The 20,742-nt window shown below is 63.6% G+C and carries 21 protein-coding genes; 9 read left to right on the top strand and 12 right to left on the bottom strand.

The genetic code is table 11. The annotated features are described in order from the left end of the window. Nucleotides 1–14: 14 nt before the first annotated feature. Genes flgG through flgH form a run of 3 tightly spaced genes read left to right on the top strand, consistent with a single transcriptional unit; the run spans nucleotide 15 to nucleotide 2,724 of the window. Nucleotides 15–803: a flagellar basal-body rod protein FlgG gene (flgG, locus tag XH91_RS12335; RefSeq protein ID WP_128950852.1), complete on the top strand. Its 789-nt coding sequence runs from the start codon at nucleotides 15–17 to the stop codon at nucleotides 801–803. 16 nt (nucleotides 804–819) lie between these two features. After that, nucleotides 820–1,953, top strand: a complete 1,134-nt coding sequence (gene flgA / locus XH91_RS12330; RefSeq protein WP_164933717.1) for a flagellar basal body P-ring formation chaperone FlgA — start codon at nucleotides 820–822, stop codon at nucleotides 1,951–1,953. A gap of 9 nt (nucleotides 1,954–1,962) precedes the next feature. Then, on the top strand, nucleotides 1,963–2,724 hold the full coding sequence (flgH, locus tag XH91_RS12325; RefSeq protein ID WP_128950851.1) for a flagellar basal body L-ring protein FlgH: 762 nt from the start codon (nucleotides 1,963–1,965) through the stop codon (nucleotides 2,722–2,724). A gap of 356 nt (nucleotides 2,725–3,080) precedes the next feature. Here flgH and XH91_RS12320 read toward each other — a convergent pair whose 3' ends face one another. The 4 genes from XH91_RS12320 to XH91_RS12305 form a co-directional block, all read right to left on the bottom strand. Beyond that, nucleotides 3,081–3,404 (bottom strand): helix-turn-helix domain-containing transcriptional regulator, encoded by a 324-nt coding sequence (locus tag XH91_RS12320; RefSeq protein WP_128950850.1) that lies wholly within the window; start codon nucleotides 3,402–3,404, stop codon nucleotides 3,081–3,083. 4 nt (nucleotides 3,405–3,408) lie between these two features. Continuing rightward, nucleotides 3,409–3,744 carry a type II toxin-antitoxin system RelE/ParE family toxin gene (locus XH91_RS12315; RefSeq protein WP_128950849.1) on the bottom strand — a complete coding sequence of 112 codons (336 nt, stop codon included), beginning with the start codon at nucleotides 3,742–3,744 and terminating at the stop codon, nucleotides 3,409–3,411. A 714-nt stretch (nucleotides 3,745–4,458) separates the two neighbouring features. Further along, nucleotides 4,459–5,238, bottom strand: coding sequence for a 2-keto-4-pentenoate hydratase (locus XH91_RS12310; protein ID WP_128950848.1), 780 nt, complete (start codon nucleotides 5,236–5,238; stop codon nucleotides 4,459–4,461). Nucleotides 5,239–5,323: 85 nt separating this feature from the next. Next, nucleotides 5,324–6,352 carry an SDR family oxidoreductase gene (locus tag XH91_RS12305; RefSeq protein WP_128950847.1) on the bottom strand — a complete coding sequence of 343 codons (1,029 nt, stop codon included), beginning with the start codon at nucleotides 6,350–6,352 and terminating at the stop codon, nucleotides 5,324–5,326. Nucleotides 6,353–6,447: 95 nt separating this feature from the next. Here XH91_RS12305 and XH91_RS12300 point away from each other — a divergent pair, with 95 nt between their 5' ends. After that, nucleotides 6,448–6,846 (top strand): winged helix-turn-helix transcriptional regulator, encoded by a 399-nt coding sequence (locus XH91_RS12300; protein ID WP_206733489.1) that lies wholly within the window; start codon nucleotides 6,448–6,450, stop codon nucleotides 6,844–6,846. A gap of 282 nt (nucleotides 6,847–7,128) precedes the next feature. Here XH91_RS12300 and dksA read toward each other — a convergent pair whose 3' ends face one another. After that, nucleotides 7,129–7,494, bottom strand: coding sequence for an RNA polymerase-binding protein DksA (dksA, locus tag XH91_RS12295; RefSeq protein WP_008554760.1), 366 nt, complete (start codon nucleotides 7,492–7,494; stop codon nucleotides 7,129–7,131). 215 nt (nucleotides 7,495–7,709) lie between these two features. Further along, complete coding sequence (locus tag XH91_RS12290; RefSeq protein WP_128950846.1) at nucleotides 7,710–8,321, bottom strand: NAD(P)-dependent oxidoreductase; 612 nt, start codon at nucleotides 8,319–8,321, stop codon at nucleotides 7,710–7,712. A 147-nt stretch (nucleotides 8,322–8,468) separates the two neighbouring features. Between XH91_RS12290 and XH91_RS12285 the strand changes: the two genes are divergently transcribed. Beyond that, nucleotides 8,469–8,840, top strand: coding sequence for a winged helix-turn-helix transcriptional regulator (locus tag XH91_RS12285; RefSeq protein WP_057747390.1), 372 nt, complete (start codon nucleotides 8,469–8,471; stop codon nucleotides 8,838–8,840). A gap of 34 nt (nucleotides 8,841–8,874) precedes the next feature. Here XH91_RS12285 and XH91_RS12280 read toward each other — a convergent pair whose 3' ends face one another. Then, nucleotides 8,875–9,288, bottom strand: coding sequence for a flagellar assembly protein FliX (locus tag XH91_RS12280; protein ID WP_128950845.1), 414 nt, complete (start codon nucleotides 9,286–9,288; stop codon nucleotides 8,875–8,877). 281 nt (nucleotides 9,289–9,569) lie between these two features. Between XH91_RS12280 and XH91_RS12275 the strand changes: the two genes are divergently transcribed. The 4 genes from XH91_RS12275 (at nucleotide 9,570) to XH91_RS12260 (ending at nucleotide 12,106) form a co-directional block, all read left to right on the top strand. Beyond that, on the top strand, nucleotides 9,570–10,694 hold the full coding sequence (locus XH91_RS12275) for a flagellar basal body P-ring protein FlgI (RefSeq protein ID WP_164933708.1): 1,125 nt from the start codon (nucleotides 9,570–9,572) through the stop codon (nucleotides 10,692–10,694). Next, the gene (gene flgJ / locus XH91_RS12270; protein WP_164933709.1) at nucleotides 10,694–11,080 is read left to right on the top strand and encodes a flagellar assembly peptidoglycan hydrolase FlgJ; all 387 of its coding nucleotides are present in this window, start codon (nucleotides 10,694–10,696) and stop codon (nucleotides 11,078–11,080) included. The genes XH91_RS12275 and flgJ overlap by 1 nt, the downstream gene beginning before the upstream one ends. 11 nt (nucleotides 11,081–11,091) lie before the next feature. Beyond that, the gene (locus XH91_RS12265) at nucleotides 11,092–11,589 is read left to right on the top strand and encodes an MCP four helix bundle domain-containing protein (protein ID WP_128950842.1); all 498 of its coding nucleotides are present in this window, start codon (nucleotides 11,092–11,094) and stop codon (nucleotides 11,587–11,589) included. A gap of 157 nt (nucleotides 11,590–11,746) precedes the next feature. Continuing rightward, a complete protein-coding gene (locus XH91_RS12260) occupies nucleotides 11,747–12,106 on the top strand; it encodes a hypothetical protein (protein ID WP_128950841.1) in 360 nt (119 codons plus the stop codon). Between the two features lie 14 nt (nucleotides 12,107–12,120). Here XH91_RS12260 and XH91_RS12255 read toward each other — a convergent pair whose 3' ends face one another. The 5 genes from XH91_RS12255 to XH91_RS12235 form a co-directional block, all read right to left on the bottom strand. Next, nucleotides 12,121–12,489 (bottom strand): hypothetical protein, encoded by a 369-nt coding sequence (locus XH91_RS12255; protein WP_128950840.1) that lies wholly within the window; start codon nucleotides 12,487–12,489, stop codon nucleotides 12,121–12,123. Nucleotides 12,490–12,501: 12 nt separating this feature from the next. Beyond that, a complete protein-coding gene (gene flaF, locus XH91_RS12250; RefSeq protein ID WP_057747396.1) occupies nucleotides 12,502–12,870 on the bottom strand; it encodes a flagellar biosynthesis regulator FlaF in 369 nt (122 codons plus the stop codon). A 291-nt stretch (nucleotides 12,871–13,161) separates the two neighbouring features. Next, nucleotides 13,162–15,447 (bottom strand): DUF1522 domain-containing protein, encoded by a 2,286-nt coding sequence (locus tag XH91_RS12245; protein ID WP_128950839.1) that lies wholly within the window; start codon nucleotides 15,445–15,447, stop codon nucleotides 13,162–13,164. Between the two features lie 218 nt (nucleotides 15,448–15,665). Continuing rightward, on the bottom strand, nucleotides 15,666–17,945 hold the full coding sequence (locus XH91_RS12240; protein WP_128950838.1) for a DUF1522 domain-containing protein: 2,280 nt from the start codon (nucleotides 17,943–17,945) through the stop codon (nucleotides 15,666–15,668). Between the two features lie 322 nt (nucleotides 17,946–18,267). Beyond that, entirely contained in the window at nucleotides 18,268–20,547 is a 2,280-nt protein-coding gene (locus tag XH91_RS12235) for a DUF1522 domain-containing protein (RefSeq protein WP_128950837.1), read from the bottom strand. Nucleotides 20,548–20,742: the final 195 nt, after the last annotated feature.

Below are 20,742 nucleotides of genomic sequence, written 5' to 3'. Positions count from 1 at the left end.
GAGGGAGAACTGACATGCAGGCGCTTCACACCGCAGCGACCGGAATGGCGGCACAGGAACTGAACGTTCAGGTGATCTCCAACAACATCGCCAACCTGCGCACCACCGGCTTCAAGAAGCAGACCGCGGCGTTCGAGGACCTGATCTACGAGCACGTGCGCCGCGTCGGCGCCCAGGCCTCGGACCAGGGCACGATCCTGCCCGTCGGTGTAGACATCGGCGGCGGCGTCAAGACCGTCGGCACGCCGCGCAGCATGACCCAAGGCACGCTGTCGCAGACCGGCAACGACCTCGATCTCGCCATCTCGGGCGAAGGCTTCTTCAAGATCCTGATGCCCGACGGCACCTTCCAGTACACCCGCGACGGCACGTTCCAGATGGACAATCAGGGCCGCATCGTCACCGCGGGCGGCAATCCGGTGCAGCCGACCATCACGATCCCGAACAACGCCTCGGGCATCACCGTCAACGAGCAGGGCCAGGTGACCGTGACGCTGCCGGGCTCGACGACCAACACCAATCTCGGCCAGATCGGCGTGACCCGTTTCATCAACAAGGCGGGCCTGCAGCCGGTCGGCAGCAACCAGTTCGTCGAGACGACGTCGTCAGGCACGCCGCAGGACGGCACCGCGAACTCGGAAGGTTACGGCAAGATCACGCAAGGCAGCCTCGAGCAGGCCAATGTCGACGTCGTCTCGGAAATGAGCGACCTGATCGCGGCGCAGCGCGCCTACGAGATGAACGCCAAGGTGATCAGCGCCGCCGACCAGATGATGCAATCGACCACGGCGCTGTTCCGCTGAGGTGATGATGATGATGATGATCCGCACCACGCTTCTCACCATTTCCGCCCTGCTCGTGCTGGCGCTGCCGGCGCGGGCCGCCGACGACGGCATCGCGGCGCCGACGCTGCGCGCCAGCGTCACGGTCACCTCCGACGTGGTCCGGGTCGGCGACCTCGTCGACAATGCCGGCTCGGCCGCGCAGATCCCGGTCTATCGCTCGCCCGATCTCGGCACCACCGGCGCGCTGCCGGTCGCCCAGGTTCTGAACGTGCTCCGCGCCAAGCAGGTGATCGGCGTGATGACCGGCGACATCAAGGAAGTCCAGGTGACGCGGCTTGCCCGCACGCTCGCCAACAAGGACCTCGAAAACGCGGTCACGTCCGCGCTCGACCATCGCTTCGGCCTCGGCGATGCCGCCAACATCACCGTCACCTTCGACCGCGGCATCTCCGACATGCGGCTGGAGGCTTCCAACACCGGCGCGCTGCAGCCGGTCGCGACCCACTACGATGCCCGCGGCGGCCGCTTCGACATCTCGTTCGAGATCAACAACGACAACAACCCGGCGCCGACCAAGCTGCGCCTGACCGGCACCGCGATCGAGACCGTCGAGGTCGCTGTTCTGGCCCGCGACGTCGATCGCAGCGAGACGCTGAAATCCTCCGACGTCGCGCTGGAGCGACGGCCCAAGGCCGAGGTAACGGGCGAGCCCGCGCTGCGCGACCGCGCCATCGGCATGCAACTGCGCCGATCGATGCGCGCCGGCACGCCGATCCGCATCGCCGACCTCGCCAAGCCCGAATTCGTATCGCGTGACCAGAGCGTCACCGTCATCTACCAGGTCCCCGGGATCTACCTCACCACCCGCGGCAAGGCGATCGAGAGCGGCGCCGAGGGCGACACCGTGAGCGTCCTCAATCTGCAGACCAAGCGTACGCTGACCGGCGTCGTCACCGGCCGCGGCCAGGTCACCGTGCAGGGTGCGAGCCAGTCCGTGCCGATAGCACCTGCCGTCGAACAGACCTCCTCGCTCAAGCGGGACGAAGCGCCCGCCCCTGTCGACACCGCAGCCCTCCTCCGCAGCCTGGTCCAGACGCCCAATTCGCCGGCCCGGATCGCCGAAGCCCAGATCCCGCAAGCCCGCGCCTCGCAAGCACAAGCAAAGTAAGAGTTAGTCATGTCCGCTTTCAGTTCGGCTTCCCGCCTTCGTCGCATCGCGATCCCAGCACTGTTGCTGACAGCCAGCGCGCTGGGCGGCTGCTCCTCGATCGACCGCCTGTCCCAGATCGGCGAGCAACCGAAGCTGTCGGCGATCGACAATCCGACGACGCAACCCGGCTACAAGCCGGTGCAGATGCCGATGCCGAAACCGGAAGTCGCCTCCTACAATCCCAACTCGCTGTGGCGCAATGGCAGCCGCGCCTTCTTCAAGGACCAGCGCGCCACCCATGTCGGCGACCTCCTGACCGTGACCGTGAACATCACCGACAAGGCCAACATCGAGAACGAGACCCAGCGCAGCCGCACCAACAAGGAAGATTCCGGCATCACCGATTTCATCGGCGCGAAGACCATTACCCAGGCCAACAAGATCCTGCCCGGCCGCATCCTCACCGCCGACTCCACCGCCTCCAGCGACGGAAAGGGAAGCGTGCAGCGCCAGGAAGCGTTGCAGACCAACGTCGCCGCGGTCGTGACGCAGGTGCTGCCGAACGGCAACCTCGTGGTCGAAGGCAAGCAGGAGATCCGGGTCAACTACGAGATCCGCGAGCTCGTGGTCGCCGGCATCGTCCGTCCCGAGGACATCCAGAGCGACAACACCATCGATTCCAGCAAGATCGCGCAGGCCCGCATCGCCTATGGCGGCCGCGGCCAGATCACGGACGTGCAGCAGCCGCGCTACGGCCAGCAAGTGATGGACGTGCTGCTGCCCTTCTGACCTCTGCAGAGCTCCCACATCGTGCTCGCGAACCTAGGCGCGAGCGACGATGTACTACGCGGCCTTCGCTAGCTCCCCTGGCGAGGGCCGTTATTTTTTGCATCTTCTCCCGGCGATAGTGGGAGGGCCAGTTGAGCCCTACCATTTGGGTCGCTCAAGAGAGACGGGATACCATCCATATGGCGCTTCAAAACCTCCAACATTCTGACATGGGCCGTTTGCTCATCGTTCAATGCGGCAAGACGTAAGATCAACTCCGACAGAAGTCGATTGAACCAATTACTTAGGATTGCCCCCGGAAATTCGAACTTCGTTTGGCTTCGCTAGTGAAGTTGGAACCTGCGGCGTCTTAACTGTTATGCGGCCGTAACAGCGTGTACTTTCAAGTAGACGCCGGTCTCCTTCTGAAGCGCGTGGACCACCGCCATCAGGTTGGCCATCGTTGGATTTCCGCCCGGCCCGAACATCCGCATCAGGCTCTTCCGCGGACGATCAAGCACCTCGCTCAACCGTTCGAAACCGATAGTCGCGTTGATGTAGGTCCGGAGCGCAGTGCGGGCATAGTCGGCGTCGTCCTGCAACAGCGACTGCATCGCCTCCTGAAACAGCGCCTCACGAAATGCCGGATCGCGCTCAGCCCGCGCGCGAATGGTTTCTCTGAAACTGTGGGTCAATGGCATCGGCCTATCCCTTATTCCGTTTTCGTACCTTGTAGTCGCGCCATCGGCGGAGCGCGCCGCTGATATCGGTTTGCTGCCTCTGCTTGGTGCCGCCACCCAACAGGATTACCAGCAAGCTGCCGTCCCATCCGAAGTAGACCCGAAAACCGGGGCCACGATTGATCTTCAGTTCGGCCGCGCCCTCGCCGATCGACTTCACATTCGACGTATTTCCGTCAGCGAGCCGCTCGATCGCCACAGAGACTGCGGCGGCCGCCTGTGCGTCGAGCCCGTCATGCCACTCCCGAAACGGGCTGCGGCCGTCGATGCTGTATTCCGCGATCTCAATTCTTGGTACCATTTTTGTTACCAATTTTCAATTTCAGAATTTTCGGAATTTAGAAATTCCTGTTGGCAAGGTTTGGCCACTCCATTATGTTCCCGTTTCGTTCTATTCCGCAAGAGGGCGTATCGCGATCGTCACGAAACGCGGAATGGAATGCGGTGGACGCGACGGCGACGGGCGCGAAGAGCTGTGCAGGGCGGAACGCCTTCAACGGTGCTCCGTGAGCAAAACCTCTCGCGCGATGACACGGCGCTGACAGCGTCTTTGCGCAGGTCTCGATGGTGAGCGCACGCCAGCCATCGGGAATCCGGCGAAGATGTGCGCGGACGGAGAAGTCGTGTGGTCCTGACGCCCGGAGCCTGTGCGTCAAGTCTTGTGGTGATGTGACGCCCCGACCGGGCGCGTGCATCAGTCATCCGCGAGGCGACGGGGGCAATAGTGCATCGCTACCCGGGGAGAGCGCGAAGGAAGCCGTTAAAACCACTCGCGCAGGGAAGGCCGGGATGCCCGGCGTCACCTGTGATCCACCCGTGCGCGTTGAATCCACCCACGGGATTGCGGGTGCCGGCCGGCGCCCTGGCCTTTCCTGCGCCCTCGCTTCGATGAGGGCGAACGGAAAAGCAAGAACTCGGGCGAAACAGCCGCGAGATCGCGAAGGTATGTCCGGAGAGGCAAATGCGAATTGAAACAGCGATGACGCCCGCAGCTCGCAATGACGGCGGAGAGAGTTCAGCTGAACTCCGCCTCCACCACGCCCAGCCCGTCGAGCTCCATCCGCACCTTGTCGCCGGGTTTCAGCCACAGCGTCTTCACGAGGCTCCCGGTCAGCACGAGCTGTCCCGCATGCAGGCCCTTGCCTTCGGCAGCGAGGTGATTGGCGAGCCAGGCGAGTGCGTTGTGGGGATGGCCGAGCACGTCGGCGCCGGTGCCGTGGCTGACTTCCTTGCCATTGACGAGGGCGCGGCCCTTGACCGCCTTCAGGTCGGGCACCGACGAGCGCGGGACGGCCGGGCCCAGCACGCAGCCGGCGGCGAAGAAATCGTCGGCGATCAGCGTCGGCGCGCCCATCGTCTCCCATTTCACGTAGCGGTCGTCGACGATCTCAATCGCAGGATGGTAGGCCTCGACGGCCTCGCCGACCCATTCCGCCGTGAACGGCGCCTCTCCGGCGGCGAGGTTCCGCTTCAGGCGCACCGCAATCTCGCATTCGACGCCGACGCGGACATAATCTCCAGCCGCGAGCTTGACGCCGCTGTCGTGCACGCCCTTCTGGAACACGCCGCCGCCGCAGGGATGCGGGATGCCGATATACTCCTGCATGACCTGGCTGGTGCAGCCGATCTTGTAGCCGACCAGCGGCCCCACATGCGGCAGCAAGAGATCGTGCAACGCGCGCTGGACCTGGTAGCCCTCGGCCTCGTCGGCGGGCGGATGTCCCAGCGCCGCGAGCGGCGCGTGGTTGCGGCGCGCCAGCGCAATCGCCTTTGCGGCCTCGAGAATTTTGTCCATCGGCGCCGCCTCTCCACGCTACCTTTTCAAGAGCGGCACTTCAGCATCCCGGCCGCGGCCTGACAAGCGCGGGCGGCGTGCAGCATCAAGCCTTGACCAGGCCGAGCCGGATCAGGCTTTCGGCGGTGGCGAGAATTGCCTCGTCGTTGGAACGAGGCTGCCAGCCGAGCACCGACCTCGCTTTGGCGCTGGTGGAATGCCTGACACGCCCGAGCATCGGCACCACCGCCCGCAGCAAGGCAATCCGGCGCGCGGCGAGCCGTATCAGCCAGTCCGGCGCCTGTAGCCTGGGAACCCGGCGCGCTGGGGGGCCCAGTTCCCGCCGCAGCACCTTGGCGATGTCGAGGATCGACATGGTCTCGCCTGATACCGCAATGAAGCGTTCGCCTTTGGCTTCCGGCGCGGTCATCGCCCGCAAATGCAGATCGGCGACGTCGCGCACGTCGACCACGCCGAAATAGACCCGCGGCACCGCCGGCATGGCGCCGTCGAGCAGCGATTTGACGATCTCGATCGAGCCGGAGAAGTCCGGCCCCAGCACCGGACCGAATACACCGGCGGGGTTGATCACCGACATCTCGAGGCCGCCGCCCTCGCGCGCGACGAAATCCCAGGCTGCCCGCTCGGCCAGGGTCTTGGACTTGATGTAGGGCTGGACGTCTGCGCCACCGAGATTGGTCCAGTCGGTTTCGTCGAACGGCTTTTGGCGCGGCAAATGTCCGTAGCCGATCGCGCCCAGCGACGAGGTGACGACGACCCTTTTGACCCCGGCATCCCGCGCGGCACGCAGAACCCGCAACGTGCCGTCACGGGCCGGGATGATCATCTCGTTTTCGTCCTTGGGAACACTGGTCGACAGCGGGGAGGCGACATGGAGCACGTGGTCGCAGCCCGTCACCGCCTCGCGCCAGCCCGCGTCCGCCGTGAGGTCGGCGGTGAAGAAGGTCAGGCTCTCGGGCGAGGTCGCCCCACCCTCGCGCAGCATCGCCATCACCTCGGCCTGCCGGTCCGCCCGACGCACCGTCGTTCGCACCGTATGGCCGGCGGCCAGTAGCTGCAGGATCACATGGATGCCGACGAAGCCGGACCCGCCGGTCACCAGAACAGTGCTCATTGCCTAATTTCCCTCGTCGCGCCGGGCCGGCCAATCTTTTCCGCCACCCTGCCCAAGGCCGCATCTGGTCACTATCTTCAGTGGGAACAAGTAGAATGGAATTCGAAACCGGTATGGAAAACCTGACCAGCGTTTGCGACGGCGAGTGCGATTGCAGCCCCAACCCTGCCCTGCTTGCCGACTTCAAGCGCGCCATCCATGCGCTCGGTGGGAAGTGGAAACTTGAGATCCTGTTCGCGCTGATGAACGGCGCGGTTCGTTTCGGTGCGTTGCGGCGATCGGTCGGCGGCATCACCCAGCACATGCTGACGACGCAGTTGCGCGAGCTCGAACAGGACGGATTGGTCTCGCGCACCGCCTTCGCCGAGAAGCCGTTGCGGGTCGAGTACGAGCTGACCGATGCGGCTTACGGCCTGCTTCCGGCCTTTAAGGAAATATTGAGCTGGTCAAGGCTTTATGGAGACGCACGCCTGACGGCGTCGCATGAAGCCTGATTGCAGCGAAACATGATGCTGCTCGATCAGCTTCACAGCATCCGGGCCGATCTCGTTGATGCGATTCGCAAAAACCTCCCGCACCTGAAGTGAAGGCTGTTTCTTATGTGAACTCACGTGAGTTCACATGAATCGTCTCTAGCTCATTGATCGCGATTCATTTTTCGCGATCGTGCGCGCATCCAGGCGCGCGACGGCAAGCGACAGGCAAATGGCTGGTCGCGGCGCTCAAGCGGCACCGTGAGCCCAAAAACAAAGAGCCGCATCTCTGCGGCTCGGACTCTATTCGTCGCGATAGACTTTCTCGCGTTTCTCGTGGCGCTCCTGCGCTTCCACCGAGAGCGTCGCAATGGGCCGGGCCTCGAGCCGTTTCAACGAAATCGGCTCGCCGGTATCCTCGCAATAGCCGTAGGTGTTGTCCTCGATGCGCTGGAGCGCGGCGTCGATCTTGGCGATCAACTTGCGCTGGCGGTCGCGGGCGCGGAGTTCGATGGCGCGGTCAGTTTCGGACGATGCCCGATCGGCGAGATCGGGGTGGTTCACGTTCTCCTCCTGCAGGGCTTGCAGGGTGAGCTTGGACTCTTTGAGGATCTCATCCTTCCAGGCGAGGAGCTTCAAACGGAAGTACTCCTTCTGCCGGTCGTTCATGAAAGGCTCTTTTTCGGTCGGTCGGTAGTTTTTCAACTTTTCCAAGGGCGGCCTATCTTCTTAAGCAACGACTCGCGAACGGAACGGGGTCCGTTGAGCCGGGGCTTATATAGCTACCCCTTGTGACAGACAATATTTCCTTAATGGCGCAGTTACCGCCCCCAAGCCCTTGCACAGGAAGGTTTATCCTGGAGGACCCGGGGGCGGCCAAAACCCTAGTAACCGACCGTGAAACGCTGCCTTTGATGGGCTGGCTTCTCGATCTCATCGGCAAGTGCGATCGCGTAGTCGGCGAAGCTGATCCAGCTCTTGCCGTTCGCATCTGCGAGAAGCCGGTCGGTGCCGAGCCGGAACTTGCCAGTCCGCGCCTCCTCGACGAACAGCGCCGAGGGCGAGATGAAGGTCCAGTTCAGGTCTTTTTCCTGCCGCAGCAGGTCCAGGAACGCGGACCCTGCCTCCGCTTCGGCCTTGTATTGGGCCGGAAAACCCGGAGTTGTGACCAGTTTGACGTTTGGAGCGACCTCCAGGCTGCCGGCGCCGCCAACAACCAGATAGCGTCCGATGCCGGACGCTTTGGCCGCGCCAATCAGCTTGTGCGGGTCGCTGGCCAGGAAGTGGACGGAACTCACCGCGATGTCGTGCCCGGTCCAGAGTTTCGTCAGACCGGCTTGGTCGAACACATCTCCCTTGGTTGGGGTGACGTTCGGCAGCGCCGCGATCTTCTCCGGGTTCCGGGCAATGGCGGTGACCGTATGGCCACGGCGGGACAGTTCCTTGGTGATTTCCGACCCGGCCCGGCCCGAGGCGCCGGCGACTGCGATTTTCATGGAAGGCTCCTTTGCTTCTATAGTAACTAACGGTTACTAGATATCGCAAAGAATGTTGGTGTTAAGAGAGCACTATGTGCTTACCTGATTACGCAGGAGTAACCGGCAACAACAGATGCCAAGCCAAGCAAAGCGCGAGAAACCGAGATGAAACCCAACGTCTATGCTGCCGAGTGCCCAACGCGCCAGATCCTCGATCGTGTCGGCGACAAATGGGCCGTGCTGATCCTGTTGCTGCTGCGCGAGGAGCCGATGCGCTTCAATCAGTTGCGTCGCACGATTGAAGGCATCTCGCAGAAGATGCTGAGCCAGGTTCTCAAATCGCTCGAACGCGACGGCCTGCTCAAGCGCCGCGCCATCGCGACCGTGCCTGTCACGGTTGAATATTCGATCACCCAGCTCGGCGTGACACTCGCCGCCGCGGTCGATCCGCTGCGCGATTGGGCCGAGGAGAATCTGAAAGACGTGCTCGCCGCCCAGCGCCGCTACGACGCGCAGCAGAAGGAGGAAGCGGCGTAGGTGCGCGCGACAACAAGCAGACCCGTCGCAATGATCAGCCCTGCCCGGCCTTGGCCAGTTCGACCTCGACGCGCAGCTCGATCTCCGACAGCACGGAATCGAGGCCAGGGTCGCCGGAGGACGATTTCAGGTTCGCCGCCGCGTCGCGCAGCCGCATCACGGTCGAGGCGTCGAGATTGCCCGACAACAATCCCATCTTGAGATCGTCGAGCACGTCGAGCGCGGTCTTGCCGCGGGCGACCGAGCGTTTGCGACGCTCGACCGGATCTTCCTCGATGCCTTGCAGCGCGAGCAGCGCATCGATGTTGGCGGTGGCCTTCGGTGCGGCGGCGGCGCGCGTTTCCTGCGCCGACGAGGTGTCCGGCAGCACGAAGGTGCCGGAGCCGGTCCGCTTGGCCTGGCTCGCCGGCGTTCCAAGCGTGGTGCCATTCGGTCCGTAGATGCGCATCGAAGCAATCCGGGTGATCGATGCGCCACATTCGCCGCATTATGGTTAACGACGCGTAAACGGCCCGGCAAAATCTGCCGACACACGGCAGTTTCGCTCCTCAGCGACAACAGCCGCTGACATCGGAGGAAACAAATTTACTCAACCTATTCAATCACCTAACAACTCTGCCTCGCGTTGGCACAGCACTGGCAAGGACAGCGTCGGACCAGCTCGTCATGGGAGTGTCGCGGATGGTCCGAGGTGTGAGGAGGCTCTTCGGGAGCCCTGGGGAGCAGAGGATGCCAGGCGTTCGTTGGGTGAGGATTTTTGTGGTGGCCTGTGCCGCGCTGTCAGCGCTGGCGCTCTCGGTCGCGTCCGCAAACGCGACCTCGCGCATCAAGGATCTCGCCAATATCGAAGGCGTGCGGCAGAACCAGCTCATCGGCTACGGCCTCGTCGTCGGCCTCAACGGCACCGGCGACACCCTCAACAACATCCCATTCACCAAGCAGTCGCTGCAAGCGATGCTGGAACGCATGGGCGTCAACATCCGCGGCGCCACGATCCGTACCGGAAACGTCGCCGCCGTGATGGTGACCGGCAACCTGCCGCCCTTCGCAACGCAAGGCACGCGCATGGACGTCACCGTCTCCGCGCTTGGCGATGCCAAGGATCTGCGTGGCGGCACCCTGCTCGTCACTCCCCTGTTAGGTGCCGACGGCAACGTCTATGCGGTCGCGCAGGGCTCGCTCGCGATCTCCGGCTTCCAGGCCGAAGGCGAAGCGGCGAAAATCGTGCGCGGTGTTCCGACCGTGGGCCGCATTGCCAACGGCGCCATCATCGAGCGCGAGATCGAGTTCGCGCTCAATCGGCTGCCGAACGTAAGGCTGGCGCTGCGCAACGCCGACTTCACCACCGCCAAGCGCATTGCGTCCGCGATCAACGACTATCTCGGCGTCAAGAGTGCCGAGCCGATCGATCCCTCGACGGTGCAGCTGACGATCCCGCCGGAGTTCAAGGGCAACGTGGTCGCCTTCCTGACCGAGATCGAGCAGCTTCAGGTCGATCCCGACCTCGCCGCCAAGATCGTCATCGACGAGCGCTCGGGCATCATCGTGATGGGCCGCGACGTCCGTGTCGCCACCGTCGCGGTCGCGCAGGGCAACCTCACGGTCACGATCTCCGAGAGTCCGCAAGTGAGCCAGCCCAACCCGCTATCGCGGGGCCGGACCGTGGTCACGCCGCGCTCCAGCGTCGGCGTCACCGAGGACGGCAAGAAGTTCGCCGTCGTCAAGGACGGTGTCTCGCTGCAACAGCTCGTCGACGGCCTCAACGGGCTCGGCATCGGCCCGCGCGACCTGATCAGCATCCTGCAGGCGATCAAGGCCGCCGGCGCGATCGAAGCCGACATCGAGGTGATGTGATGCAGACCGGCATGATCAACTCAGCACATCTCGCCACCGCCGCCCTCTCCCCGAACCCGGCATTCTCGGTAGAGAGCCGCAACGGCCGGCCTGACTTCGAGCTCGCCGCAGCGCTTCAGAAGGTCTCGCCGCAGCAGCAGGCCAAGGCGCAGAAGACCGCGACCGATTTCGAAGGCATGTTCCTCAACAGCATGTTCGCACAGATGACGTCGGGCCTGAAGGGCGAAGGTCCGTTCGGCGACACCCCGGGCACCGGCGTGTGGCGCTCGATGCTGACCGAGCAATACTCCAAGAACTTCGCCAGTGCCGGTGGCGTCGGCATCGCCCGCGACGTCTATCGGACCTTGATCATGCAGCAGGCCAAAACCACTCTTCGTACGGCATAAGGTCAAACGAGATGAACCACTTCAACGCGTCACGTCAGCCGATGCCAGCGCAACGCCCGAACAATACGCCCGGCAGCGCCGAGGCGCGCAAGCTCGCCGAAGATCTGATGGATGCGATGAACGCCTTGCTCGGCCTGATCGAGCGCGAGACCGAGCTGGTCCGCGCCGGCAAGGTCCGCGATGCAATGACGATGGAAGGCAAGAAGCAGGAGCTGTCACAGCGCTATGTCGCCGCCGTCGGCCAGTTGAAGGCGAACCAGGACAAGCTTGCAAAATCGGCGCCCGAGCTGCTGTCGACCTTGCACCGGCACCACGACGCCTTCCGCGCCATGCTTCAGGTCAACCTCACCGTGCTAGCGACCGCTCATGCTGTCTCGGAAAGTGTCGTGCGCGGCGTCAACACCGAGATCCAGAAGCGCAACGTGCCGAACACCTATACCGCAGCAGGCCGCCGGGCCACGCCGGGCCCCCGTCACAACACGCCGCTTGCGGTCAGCCGCACGCTCTAGCCACACCTAGACTACTTCAAATTTTACGAAAAACCGCGCGGCAAAAGCGTCGCGCGGTTAGGCACGTTTCCTAACCGGGTCTTCAATCCTGGTGTTCCATGGTTGCGCATTGAGAGGGGTTGGGATTTGACTCACGCAAGGCAACCAGGAGGCTGCCATGAGTACAGATTTCAGCATCAGGCCGGTGGGGATCCCGGCCCCCGTACAGATCGTAACGACGTCGAATTCGGCGGCGAACGATGCCGTGCAAACCGATTTGCCGGTGCGCCAGACGGTCGCCGCGAGCGATACGGGCGCGCCTGCGAGCAATGATCTGCAGAGCAACGCGAACATCTCGCGTCAGGTCGTGTTCGACCAGGCGGCCGCGTCAATGGTCTTCCAGGTCGTCAACGAAAAGACCGACGCAGTGGTCAATCAATTTCCCGACGAGGCGATACTGCGCCGGCGAGCCTATTTCCACGCACTGGATTTGAAGTCGGAGCCCTCGCGTCCGCTCAACACGGATCTCAGCGCTTGAGGAACGCCTCCCGGTCAGCCGTCGAGCGTGGCCTGGGCGGTGTCGAGATAGCTCGAACCCGTCGCAGGATCGGTGACGACGTTCTTGATCTGCGCCACACCTGAGTTCGTCAACGTGAACTTCGTGTTGCCGAAGCGGAACGACGAATCCTTGATTAGTACCTGCTGGTACTGCGAGGTCCCCTCGCTCTGATAGTGGATCTGCGCGCGGAACCCGTTGACCTGCGAGATGTTGAGCGAAAATGTCTTGCCGTCGGCGTAGGTGCCGCTCCAGTTGCCCTGATACAGCGACGAATCAACCGGCACGTATTTGGACGAGCCCGTGGTGCTCGAAAGCGCGGTCGACTTATAGGCGGACGACAGGATGCTCATGATGTCCGACATCACGTCGCTCCGTCACGGCCGGCCGGACAGACCGGCAGCGATGTTGCGGTTGATCTCGATCAGCGGCCGGAAGTGATCGAACTGCGGGCTCATCTGCAGCGCCGCGGTCTGGCTCAGCACGAACACGCTGATGTTGGCGATCTTCTGCCGGACGTCGAGCGGCTGCGGGTTGTTGTCGCGCATCGCCTCGCTGAGGAAAATGGTCCAGAGCTTGCGATTGAACAGCAGCGCCTGCGTGGTCTGCTCGCTGAACGGATCGGCGGCATTGACCGCGTCCTGAAGCTTGTTGGCAGCCTTCAGCAGAGTCTGCGCCTCGATGTCGCGAGGAGATGCGGTGGTCGTTGCAACACGCGCGTAGGCCGAGGCAGCGGAATTCGACATCAATCACACCTTGGAAGCTTCCTAGCCCGTTGAACGGACTTAAGGATTTCTTTCCCAACCCTATGCAGTAGCGCTTAAGATTTGCTTACATGTGCGCTTGGAAGGACTCCGGATTATTACGGGTCGGCGTCCTTGTTAGCGCGAGGATAAATGCGCGAGACGCAAGCTGTAAACTTGCACTGCATCACGCACATCGATCGCAGCTAATCTTGTCTTAGCGAACTCCTTCAAAAGAACGGCGGAGCATTAGCCCCGCCGCGCCATCTCAAGCTTCGTTCCTGCGCTCGCGAATTAGCGGAGCAGCTGCAGCACGCTCTGCTGCGACTGGTTGGCCAGCGACAGCGCCGAGACCGCGATCGACTGGCGGGTCGACAGCGCCTGGCTGTTGGCCGCTTCTTCATTGGTGTCGGCGAGCGTCAGGTTGGACGAGCCGGTCTGCAGCACGTTGATCAGGTTTTTGGAGAAGTCCTGGCGCACCTGCACGATCGACAGGTTCGAACCGAGCGAGGAGCCTTCCGAGCGCAACGTGCTCGAGGCCGCGTTCAGGCTCTGCAGCACCTTGTTGGTCGCGCCGTTGTCGATGAAATCGGTGCCGGGGACGAGATTGCTGAGGCCGAGACCGGCGGCGTTGAACACCACGCCGTTGATTCCGAGCGTGGAACTGCCGGTCTCGTTGAAGACCAGCTTCAGCGTATCGCCGTTCAGCAGGTTGACGCCGTTGAAGGAGGAGTCCTGCGAGGTCGTGTCGATCTGCGCCAGGATGTTGTTGAACTGGCTGACCAGGCTCGAGCGCGCGGTCTGCGCCACGGGATCCTGCACCGGCGGCTGCGCGGTGGTGAAGGCCAGCACGCCGGTGAGCGTACCACCGACCGTGCCGCCCGCGGTGGACGAGCCGAGCGTCGATGAGGCGTATTCGTTGACGGTGGTCACCGTCAGCACGCCGTTGGCATCGATCGTCGCCGTCAGGTGGTTGGCCTGAAGCTGGACGTTGAGCTGGTCGAGCGTCTTGACCGTACCGTTGGTACCGTCGCCGAAGGTGACGTTGACGGGCGTGCCACCGTTGAAGGAGGTGAAGGTCAGTGTCTTGCCGCTGACGCCACCAACACCGGAGGTGCGCGCCGCACTGAAAGCCGTCGCGGTTCCGGTGTTGCCGCTGAGGCCGAAGGCGCTGAGCGCGTTGCCGGTGCCGGTGATCGAGAGGTCGGCGTTGATGCCGGTCGAGATAGAGAGCTGGCCGCTGGAGTTCACCGACGACGGAATCTGGCCCGACGTGGTGGAGAGCGTCGCGGTACCGTTGAAGAGGCTCGCGGTCTTCACCCCGGTCGCAAGGTCGATCGAATTCAAGAGGTCGGTCAGGTTCGCGCTTTGCAGATAGACGGTCGAGTTGCCATTGCCGTCGGTGACGACGTTGCCGCTGACGCCAAACCCGGTCGCCACGCTCGCTGCCGACTGCGGCGTCTGCGCATTCTTGAAGGTGATGGTGTGGCCGTCGACGTTCAGCGTCGAACCGTCCTGGACCAGGGAGCCCAGCGAGCCCGAGGTCGTGGATCGGTTCGCACTCACGCTGGCATTGCCGGCGCCGGTCGCTGCGGTCAGTCCGAGGGCGTGGAGGAAGTCGGCTTTGCCCGCCACGCTCAGATCGGCGCCAGTCGAGCTCTTCAGCGTGATGACACCCGCCGTGATGGAAGACGGCGTCTGGATCGTGCCGACGGTCGCGCCGCTGGTTGCGATCGTGGCAGCGCCGGCGCTGATCGTCGCGGTCTTGACGCCGCTGGCCAGGTCGATCGCGCTGAGCACGTCGTTGACGGTCGCCTTCGGAGCGGCCGCCGTTCCCTCATAGACGATCGAGTTGCCGTTGCCGTCGGTGGCGATGCTTCCGCTGGCATTCAGGCCCCAGCCGGTCGGCTGAGTCGCCGGCGCGGGGCCGGTCCGGAAGGTGATGGTCTTGCCGTTCACGGTGATGGTGTCGCCATCCGCCGGCGGCGTGCTGAAGGTGCTGGATGTCGTTGTGCCAAGCAGCGTAGCCGTGCCGGCGAGCGCGGTGGTTCCGTCGGCGGCGGTCACCGCGGTTCCCGCCAAGGTGCCGGCGGTCGACCCCAGCGAGGCGCCGAGCGCCGCTGCCGCCGTGACCGGCGTGACGCCGCCGGCCGCACCGGTATAGAGCACGTTGCTGTTTGCGGTCGCGCTCGCATAAGAGGTCGTGCCGCGCAGATCCGCCGGCGTTGCACCCGGGATCGTGGTGGAGACGTTGGATTTGGTGGAGTAGCCGACCGTGGTCTGGAGCGCCTGGTTGGCGATCGATTTCGCCGAATCGATCAGCTTCTGCAGCGAGGTGATGCCGGTATTGGCCGCCTGCAGCACCTGCACACCGTTGTTGATGCCGTCCAGGAGGTTGCTGATGTCGCTCGCCCGGTTGTCCAATCCCTGAGCCGTGAAGAAGTTGGTGGGATTATCGAGCGCGGTGTTCACCTTCTTGCCGGTCGACAGCCGTTCCTGCGTCGTGGCCAGCAAGTCGGCCGTCGACTGCAGCGACAACAGGTTCTGGCGAACTGACGCCGAGAGAACGATGTTGGACATTGGCTAGTCTTCCTCTTGAACCGGATACGAATCGGCCGCGCGGGTCTGGAAGCGGGCTTTCGTCCAGTTTTAGGACGTGTCCTTTAAAGTATGGTTAACGCCGGTTTAAGGGATAGGGTTAATGGCTGGTGTACGCTTTTCCTTGCCACCAAACGCAAGAAAGAGCGGTGGGGCGAAAGCCCCACCGCTCGATTTTATCGAGTAATTTCAGTCGCTTATTAGCGGAGCAGCTGAAGCACGCTCTGCTGCGAGGTGTTGGCCAGCGACAGCGCGGAGACCGCGATCGACTGGCGGGTCGACAGCGCCTGGCTGTTCGCCGCTTCGACGTTGGTGTCGGCCAGCGTCAGGTTGGACGAGCCGGTCTGCAGCACGTTGATCAGGTTCTTGTTGAAGTCCTGACGGATCTGCACCACCGAGAGGTTCGAACCCAGAGCCGAGGCTTCCGAGCGCAGCGTGCTCGACGCGGCGTTCAGGTTGGTCAGCACGCGGTTGGACGCCGCGTTGTCGATGAAATCGACACCGACGGTCAGTGAGGCGAGGCCCAGACCCTTGGAGTTGTAGGTCACGCCGGTGATGTTCAGGCTCGACTTGCCGGTCTCGTCGAACACCAGCTTGAGCTGGTCGCCGTTCAACAGGTTGACGCCGTTGAACGAGGAGTCCTGCGAGGTCGTGTCGATCTGGTTCAGGATGTTGTTGTACTGGGAGACCAGATTTGCACGAGCCGTCTGCGCAACCGCATCCTGGACGGGGGTGGAAGCCGTCGAGAAGGTCAGGGCCGAAGTCAGCGTGCCGCCGATCGTGCCACCCGCGACCGCCGAACCGAGCGTCGAGGACGCATAGTCGTTGGATGCGGTGATGGTCAGCAGCCCGTTGGCGTCGATCGTGGCCGACAGGTTGTTGGCCTGCAGCTTCGAATTGAGCTGATCGAGCGTCTTGACCGTGCCGTTGGTGCCGTCACCGAAGGTAACGTTGACCGCCGTACCGCCGTTGAAGGAGGTGAAGGTCAAGGTCTTGCCCGCGATGCCGCCGAGGCCGGAGGTGCGCGCGGCGGAGAACGCCGTGGCGTTGCCGGTGTTGCCGGCGAGACCGAAGACGTTCAGCGCGTTGCCGGTGCCGGTGATCGACAGATCGGCATTGATGCCGGTCGAGATCTTCAGCTGGCCCGACGTATTGATCGTCGAGTTCGACTGGCCGGTGGCGGTCGCAAGCGTCGCGGTGCCGTTGGCATTGATGGTCGCGGTCTGCACGCCTGTGGCAAGGTCGATCGCCTTCAGCACGTCGTTGACGGTGCCGCCCTGCAGGTAGACGGTCGAGTTGCCGTTGCCGTCGGTGACGACCGCGCCGCTCGCACCGAAGCCGGACGGAACGCTCGGAGCACCGGTCGTGCCGGGGGTCGGCGCGTTCTTGAACGTGATGACGTGACCGTCGACGTTCAGCGTCGAGCCGTCCGTGATCGTCGCGCCCAGCGAGGCTGCGCTCGTGGTCCGGTTGACGTTGACGGTGGCATTGCCCGCGCCGGTAGAGGTGGTCAGGCCGAGAGCCTTGAGCAGATCGGCCTTGCCCGTCACACTCAGATCCGCACCGGTCGAGCTTTCCAGCGAGACCTTGCCGCCGCCGACGCTTGAAGGCGTCTGGTTGACGCTGGTGGCGATCGTCGCAGCGCCGGCGCTGATCGAGACCGTCTTCACACCGCTGGCGAGGTCGACTGCGGTCAAGAGGTCGCTGACGCTCGCGGTCGGCGTACCCGCGGTGCCGAGATAGACGGTCGAGTTGCCATTGCCGTCGGTGACGATGTTGCCACTGACGCCAGAACCAGCCGGAACGCCTGACGTCGACGGAGCTGAGCCCGCACGGAAGGTGATGGTCTTGCCATTGACCGTCAGCGTGTCGCCGTCGGCGGGCTGGGCGTTGGCGCCTAGGCCGGTCGCCGTGGTGCCGTTGGTGGCGATCAGGGTGATGGCGCCGGTCAGGGCCGTGGTGCCGTCACCGGCCGTTGCCGCCGTTCCCTGCAGAACGCCGATGGTGGCGCCCAGCGTGGTGGTGCCGGCCGCCGCCGTGGTGCCGCCGGCTGTGCCGTTATACAGCACGTTGCTGCTTGCGGTGGCGCTGGCAAAGCTGGTCGTGCCACGCAGGTCGGCCGCTGTCGCACCCGCGATCGTGGTGGAGACGTTCGATTTGGTGGAGTAACCAACGGTGGTCTGGAGCGCCTGATTGGCGATCGACTTGGCGCTGTCGATCAGCTTCTGCAGCGAGGTCAGGCCGGTGTTGGCCGCCTGCAGCACCTGCACGCCGTTGGCGATGCCATCGAGCAGGTTGTTGATGTCGCTGGCGCGGTTGTCGAGCGACTGTGCGGTGAAGAAGTTGGTGGGATTGTCCAGGGCCGAATTGACGCTCCTGCCGGTCGACAGACGGTTCTGTGTGGTGGCGAGAAGATCGGCGGTGGACTGGAGAGAGAGCAGGTTCTGACGAACCGACGCAGAGAGAACGATACCGGACATGACTCTTACCCTTCTGGCTTACGCGTCTTCGTTCGATCGCTTCTGGATCGAGTGACGGCCCCAGGGTGCCCCGACATGGCTAATAAAGGGTGAAACGAACCTCGCACTCCCAAGCATCGGTTCACCATAAACCATTGGGGCGCGCTCCCAGCCCTCGCAATCGGCCTGAAATCATTGGCGATTTTGCTTGCTTACGCTCCATTAACCATAACCGCTGGTTACTTTTTCGCCGCTCTCCGCCTCCTCGAATACCTGATGACGACAAAAAAGCGGCGGGGCCGAAGCCCCGCCGCCGGATCCTGCTTAGCGATGCTGTCAGCTATTAGCGGAGCAGCTGGAGCACGCTCTGCTGCGACTGGTTGGCCAGCGACAGCGCGGAGACCGCGATCGACTGGCGGGTCGACAGCGCCTGGCTGTTCGCCGCTTCGACGTTGGTGTCGGCCAGCGTCAGGTTGGACGAACCGGTCTGCAGCACGTTGATCAGGTTCTTGTTGAAGTCCTGACGAACCTGCACGATCGTCAGGTTCGAACCCAGAGCCGAGGCTTCCGAGCGCAGCGTGCTCGACGCGGTGTTCAGGTTGGTCAGCACCTTGTTGGTGGCGGAGTTGTCGATGAAGTCGACACCACCAGTCAACGCAGCGAGACCCAGACCCTTCGAGTTGTAGGTCACGCCGGTGATGCTGAGGCTCGACTTGCCGGTCTCGTCGAACACCAGCTTGAGCTGGTCGCCGTTCAACAGGTTGACGCCGTTGAACGAGGAGTCCTGCGAGGTCGAGTCGATCTGCTGGAGGATGTTGTTGTACTGGTTGACCAGGTTGGCACGAGAGGTCTGCGCAACCGCATCCTGGACGGGAGTGGAAGCCGTCGAGAACGTCAATGCCGTGGTGAGCGTGCCGCCGATCGAACCACCTGCGGTGCTCGAACCGATGGTCGAGGACGCGTAGTCGTTGGTGGTCGAGATCGTCAGCCGGCCATTGGCGTCGATCGTCGCGGTCAGGTTATTGGCCTGAAGCTGCGAGTTGAGCTGATCGAGCGTCTTGACCGTGCCGTTGGTGCCGTCGCCGAAGGTGACGTTGACCGCCGTGCCGCCGCTGAAGGAGGTGAAGGTCAAGGTCTTGCCGGTGATGCCGCCGACACCTGAGGTACGCGCCGCGGTGAAGGCATTCGCCGTGCCGGTGTTGCCGGCGAGGCCAAGCACGTTCAGCGCATTGCCGGTGCCGGTGACCGACAGATCGGCGTTGACGCCGGTCGAGATCTTCAGCTGACCCGAGGCGTTGATCGACGAGTTGGTTTGGCCGGTGGCCGTCGCAAGCGTCGCGGTGCCGTTGGCATTGACCGTCGCGGTCTGCACGCCGGTGGCAAGGTCGATCGCTTTCAGCACGTCGTTGACGGTGCCGCCCTGCAGGTAAACGGTCGAGTTGCCGTTGCCGTCGGTGACGACCGCACCGCTCGCACCGAAGCCGGACGGAACGCTCGGCGCACCGGTGGTGCCGGGGGTCGGCGCGTTCTTGAACGTGATGACGTGACCGTCGACGTTCAGCGTCGAACCGTCAGCGATCGTCGCGCCCAGCGAGGCCGAGCTCGTGGTCCGGTTGACGTTGACGGTGGCGTTGCCGCCGCCCACCGACGTGGTCAGGCCGAGAGCCTTGAGCAGGTCAGCCTTGCCCGTCACGCTCAGGTCCGCACCGGTCGAGGTTTCCAGCGAGACCTTGCCGCCGCCGACGCTCGAGGCGGTCTGGTTGACGCTCGTGGCGATGGTCGCAGCGCCGGAGCTGATCGAAACCGTCTTGACGCCGCTGGCGAGGTCGACTGCTGTCAAGAGGTCGCTGACGCTCGCGGTCGGCGTACCCGCGGTACCGAGATAGACGGTCGAGTTGCCATTGCCGTCGGTGACGATGTTGCCACTGACGCCGGAGCCGGTCGGAACGCCTGACGTCGCCGGAGCGGAGCCCGCACGGAAGGTGATGGTCTTGCCATTCACGGTCAGCGTGTCGCCGTCGGCGGGCTGGGCGTTGGCGGCCAGGCCGGTCGCCGTGGTGCCGTTGGTGGCGATCAGGGTGATGGCGCCGGTCAGGGCCGTGGTGCCGTCACCGGCCGTTGCCGCCGTTCCCTGCAGAACGCCGATGGTGGCCCCGAGGGTCGTCGCACCGCTCGCTGCGGTGGTGCCGCCGGCGGCGCCGTCATAAATGACGTTGCTGCTTGCGGTGGCGCTGGCAAAGCTGGTCGTGCCACGCAGGTCGGCCGCCGTCGCACCGGAGATCGTGGTGGAGACGTTGGACTTGGTGGAGTAACCGACGGTGGTCTGCAGCGCCTGGTTGGCGATCGACTTCGCGCTGTCGATCAGCTTCTGCAGCGAGGTGATGCCGGTGTTGGCAGCCTGCAGCACCTGCACGCCGTTGGCGATGCCGTCGAGCAGGTTGTTGATGTCGCTGGCGCGGTTGTCGAGCGACTGGGCGGTGAAGAAGTTGGTCGGATTGTCCAGGGCGGAGTTCACGCTCTTGCCGGTCGACAGACGGCTCTGAGTGGTGGCGAGAAGATCGGCGGTGGACTGGAGGGAGAGCAGGTTCTGACGAACCGAAGATGAGAGAACGATACCGGACATTGAGTGTTACCCTTCTGGTACGCAACGCAACAAACTTCGATTAGGATTAATCGATGCCGGGACGGTGAACGCAGACGGCTAACAAAGCATGAAGCGTGTCGCGCGAGTCCTTGCACGGATTCACCATGTGAGCGATCGCCCCCGGATCGCGCCCACTTCTATCGTCATGATCGAATGATGCTTTTTGGTGCAGCC

It is taken from the genome of Bradyrhizobium guangzhouense (genome assembly GCF_004114955.1).
In the GTDB taxonomy this organism is placed as follows: Bacteria; Pseudomonadota; Alphaproteobacteria; order Rhizobiales; family Xanthobacteraceae; genus Bradyrhizobium; species Bradyrhizobium guangzhouense.
The sequence above is the reverse complement of the archived record's forward strand: the minus strand, read 5'-3'. Positions and strand labels throughout refer to the sequence as shown.

What these genes read in the sequence shown, in the direction of transcription:
- flgG (WP_128950852.1), top strand. Translation starts at nt 15, where the DNA reads ATGCAGGCGCTTCACACCGCAGCGACCGGAATGGCGGCACAGGAACTG.
- flgA (WP_164933717.1), top strand. Translation starts at nt 820, where the DNA reads ATGATCCGCACCACGCTTCTCACCATTTCCGCCCTGCTCGTGCTGGCG.
- flgH (WP_128950851.1), top strand. Translation starts at nt 1,963, where the DNA reads ATGTCCGCTTTCAGTTCGGCTTCCCGCCTTCGTCGCATCGCGATCCCA.
- XH91_RS12320 (WP_128950850.1), bottom strand. Translation starts at nt 3,404, where the DNA reads ATGCCATTGACCCACAGTTTCAGAGAAACCATTCGCGCGCGGGCTGAG.
- XH91_RS12315 (WP_128950849.1), bottom strand. Translation starts at nt 3,744, where the DNA reads ATGGTACCAAGAATTGAGATCGCGGAATACAGCATCGACGGCCGCAGC.
- XH91_RS12310 (WP_128950848.1), bottom strand. Translation starts at nt 5,238, where the DNA reads ATGGACAAAATTCTCGAGGCCGCAAAGGCGATTGCGCTGGCGCGCCGC.
- XH91_RS12305 (WP_128950847.1), bottom strand. Translation starts at nt 6,352, where the DNA reads ATGAGCACTGTTCTGGTGACCGGCGGGTCCGGCTTCGTCGGCATCCAT.
- XH91_RS12300 (WP_206733489.1), top strand. Translation starts at nt 6,448, where the DNA reads ATGGAATTCGAAACCGGTATGGAAAACCTGACCAGCGTTTGCGACGGC.
- dksA (WP_008554760.1), bottom strand. Translation starts at nt 7,494, where the DNA reads ATGAACGACCGGCAGAAGGAGTACTTCCGTTTGAAGCTCCTCGCCTGG.
- XH91_RS12290 (WP_128950846.1), bottom strand. Translation starts at nt 8,321, where the DNA reads ATGAAAATCGCAGTCGCCGGCGCCTCGGGCCGGGCCGGGTCGGAAATC.
- XH91_RS12285 (WP_057747390.1), top strand. Translation starts at nt 8,469, where the DNA reads ATGAAACCCAACGTCTATGCTGCCGAGTGCCCAACGCGCCAGATCCTC.
- XH91_RS12280 (WP_128950845.1), bottom strand. Translation starts at nt 9,288, where the DNA reads ATGCGCATCTACGGACCGAATGGCACCACGCTTGGAACGCCGGCGAGC.
- XH91_RS12275 (WP_164933708.1), top strand. Translation starts at nt 9,570, where the DNA reads ATGCCAGGCGTTCGTTGGGTGAGGATTTTTGTGGTGGCCTGTGCCGCG.
- flgJ (WP_164933709.1), top strand. Translation starts at nt 10,694, where the DNA reads ATGCAGACCGGCATGATCAACTCAGCACATCTCGCCACCGCCGCCCTC.
- XH91_RS12265 (WP_128950842.1), top strand. Translation starts at nt 11,092, where the DNA reads ATGAACCACTTCAACGCGTCACGTCAGCCGATGCCAGCGCAACGCCCG.
- XH91_RS12260 (WP_128950841.1), top strand. Translation starts at nt 11,747, where the DNA reads ATGAGTACAGATTTCAGCATCAGGCCGGTGGGGATCCCGGCCCCCGTA.
- XH91_RS12255 (WP_128950840.1), bottom strand. Translation starts at nt 12,489, where the DNA reads ATGTCGGACATCATGAGCATCCTGTCGTCCGCCTATAAGTCGACCGCG.
- flaF (WP_057747396.1), bottom strand. Translation starts at nt 12,870, where the DNA reads ATGTCGAATTCCGCTGCCTCGGCCTACGCGCGTGTTGCAACGACCACC.
- XH91_RS12245 (WP_128950839.1), bottom strand. Translation starts at nt 15,447, where the DNA reads ATGTCCAACATCGTTCTCTCGGCGTCAGTTCGCCAGAACCTGTTGTCG.
- XH91_RS12240 (WP_128950838.1), bottom strand. Translation starts at nt 17,945, where the DNA reads ATGTCCGGTATCGTTCTCTCTGCGTCGGTTCGTCAGAACCTGCTCTCT.
- XH91_RS12235 (WP_128950837.1), bottom strand. Translation starts at nt 20,547, where the DNA reads ATGTCCGGTATCGTTCTCTCATCTTCGGTTCGTCAGAACCTGCTCTCC.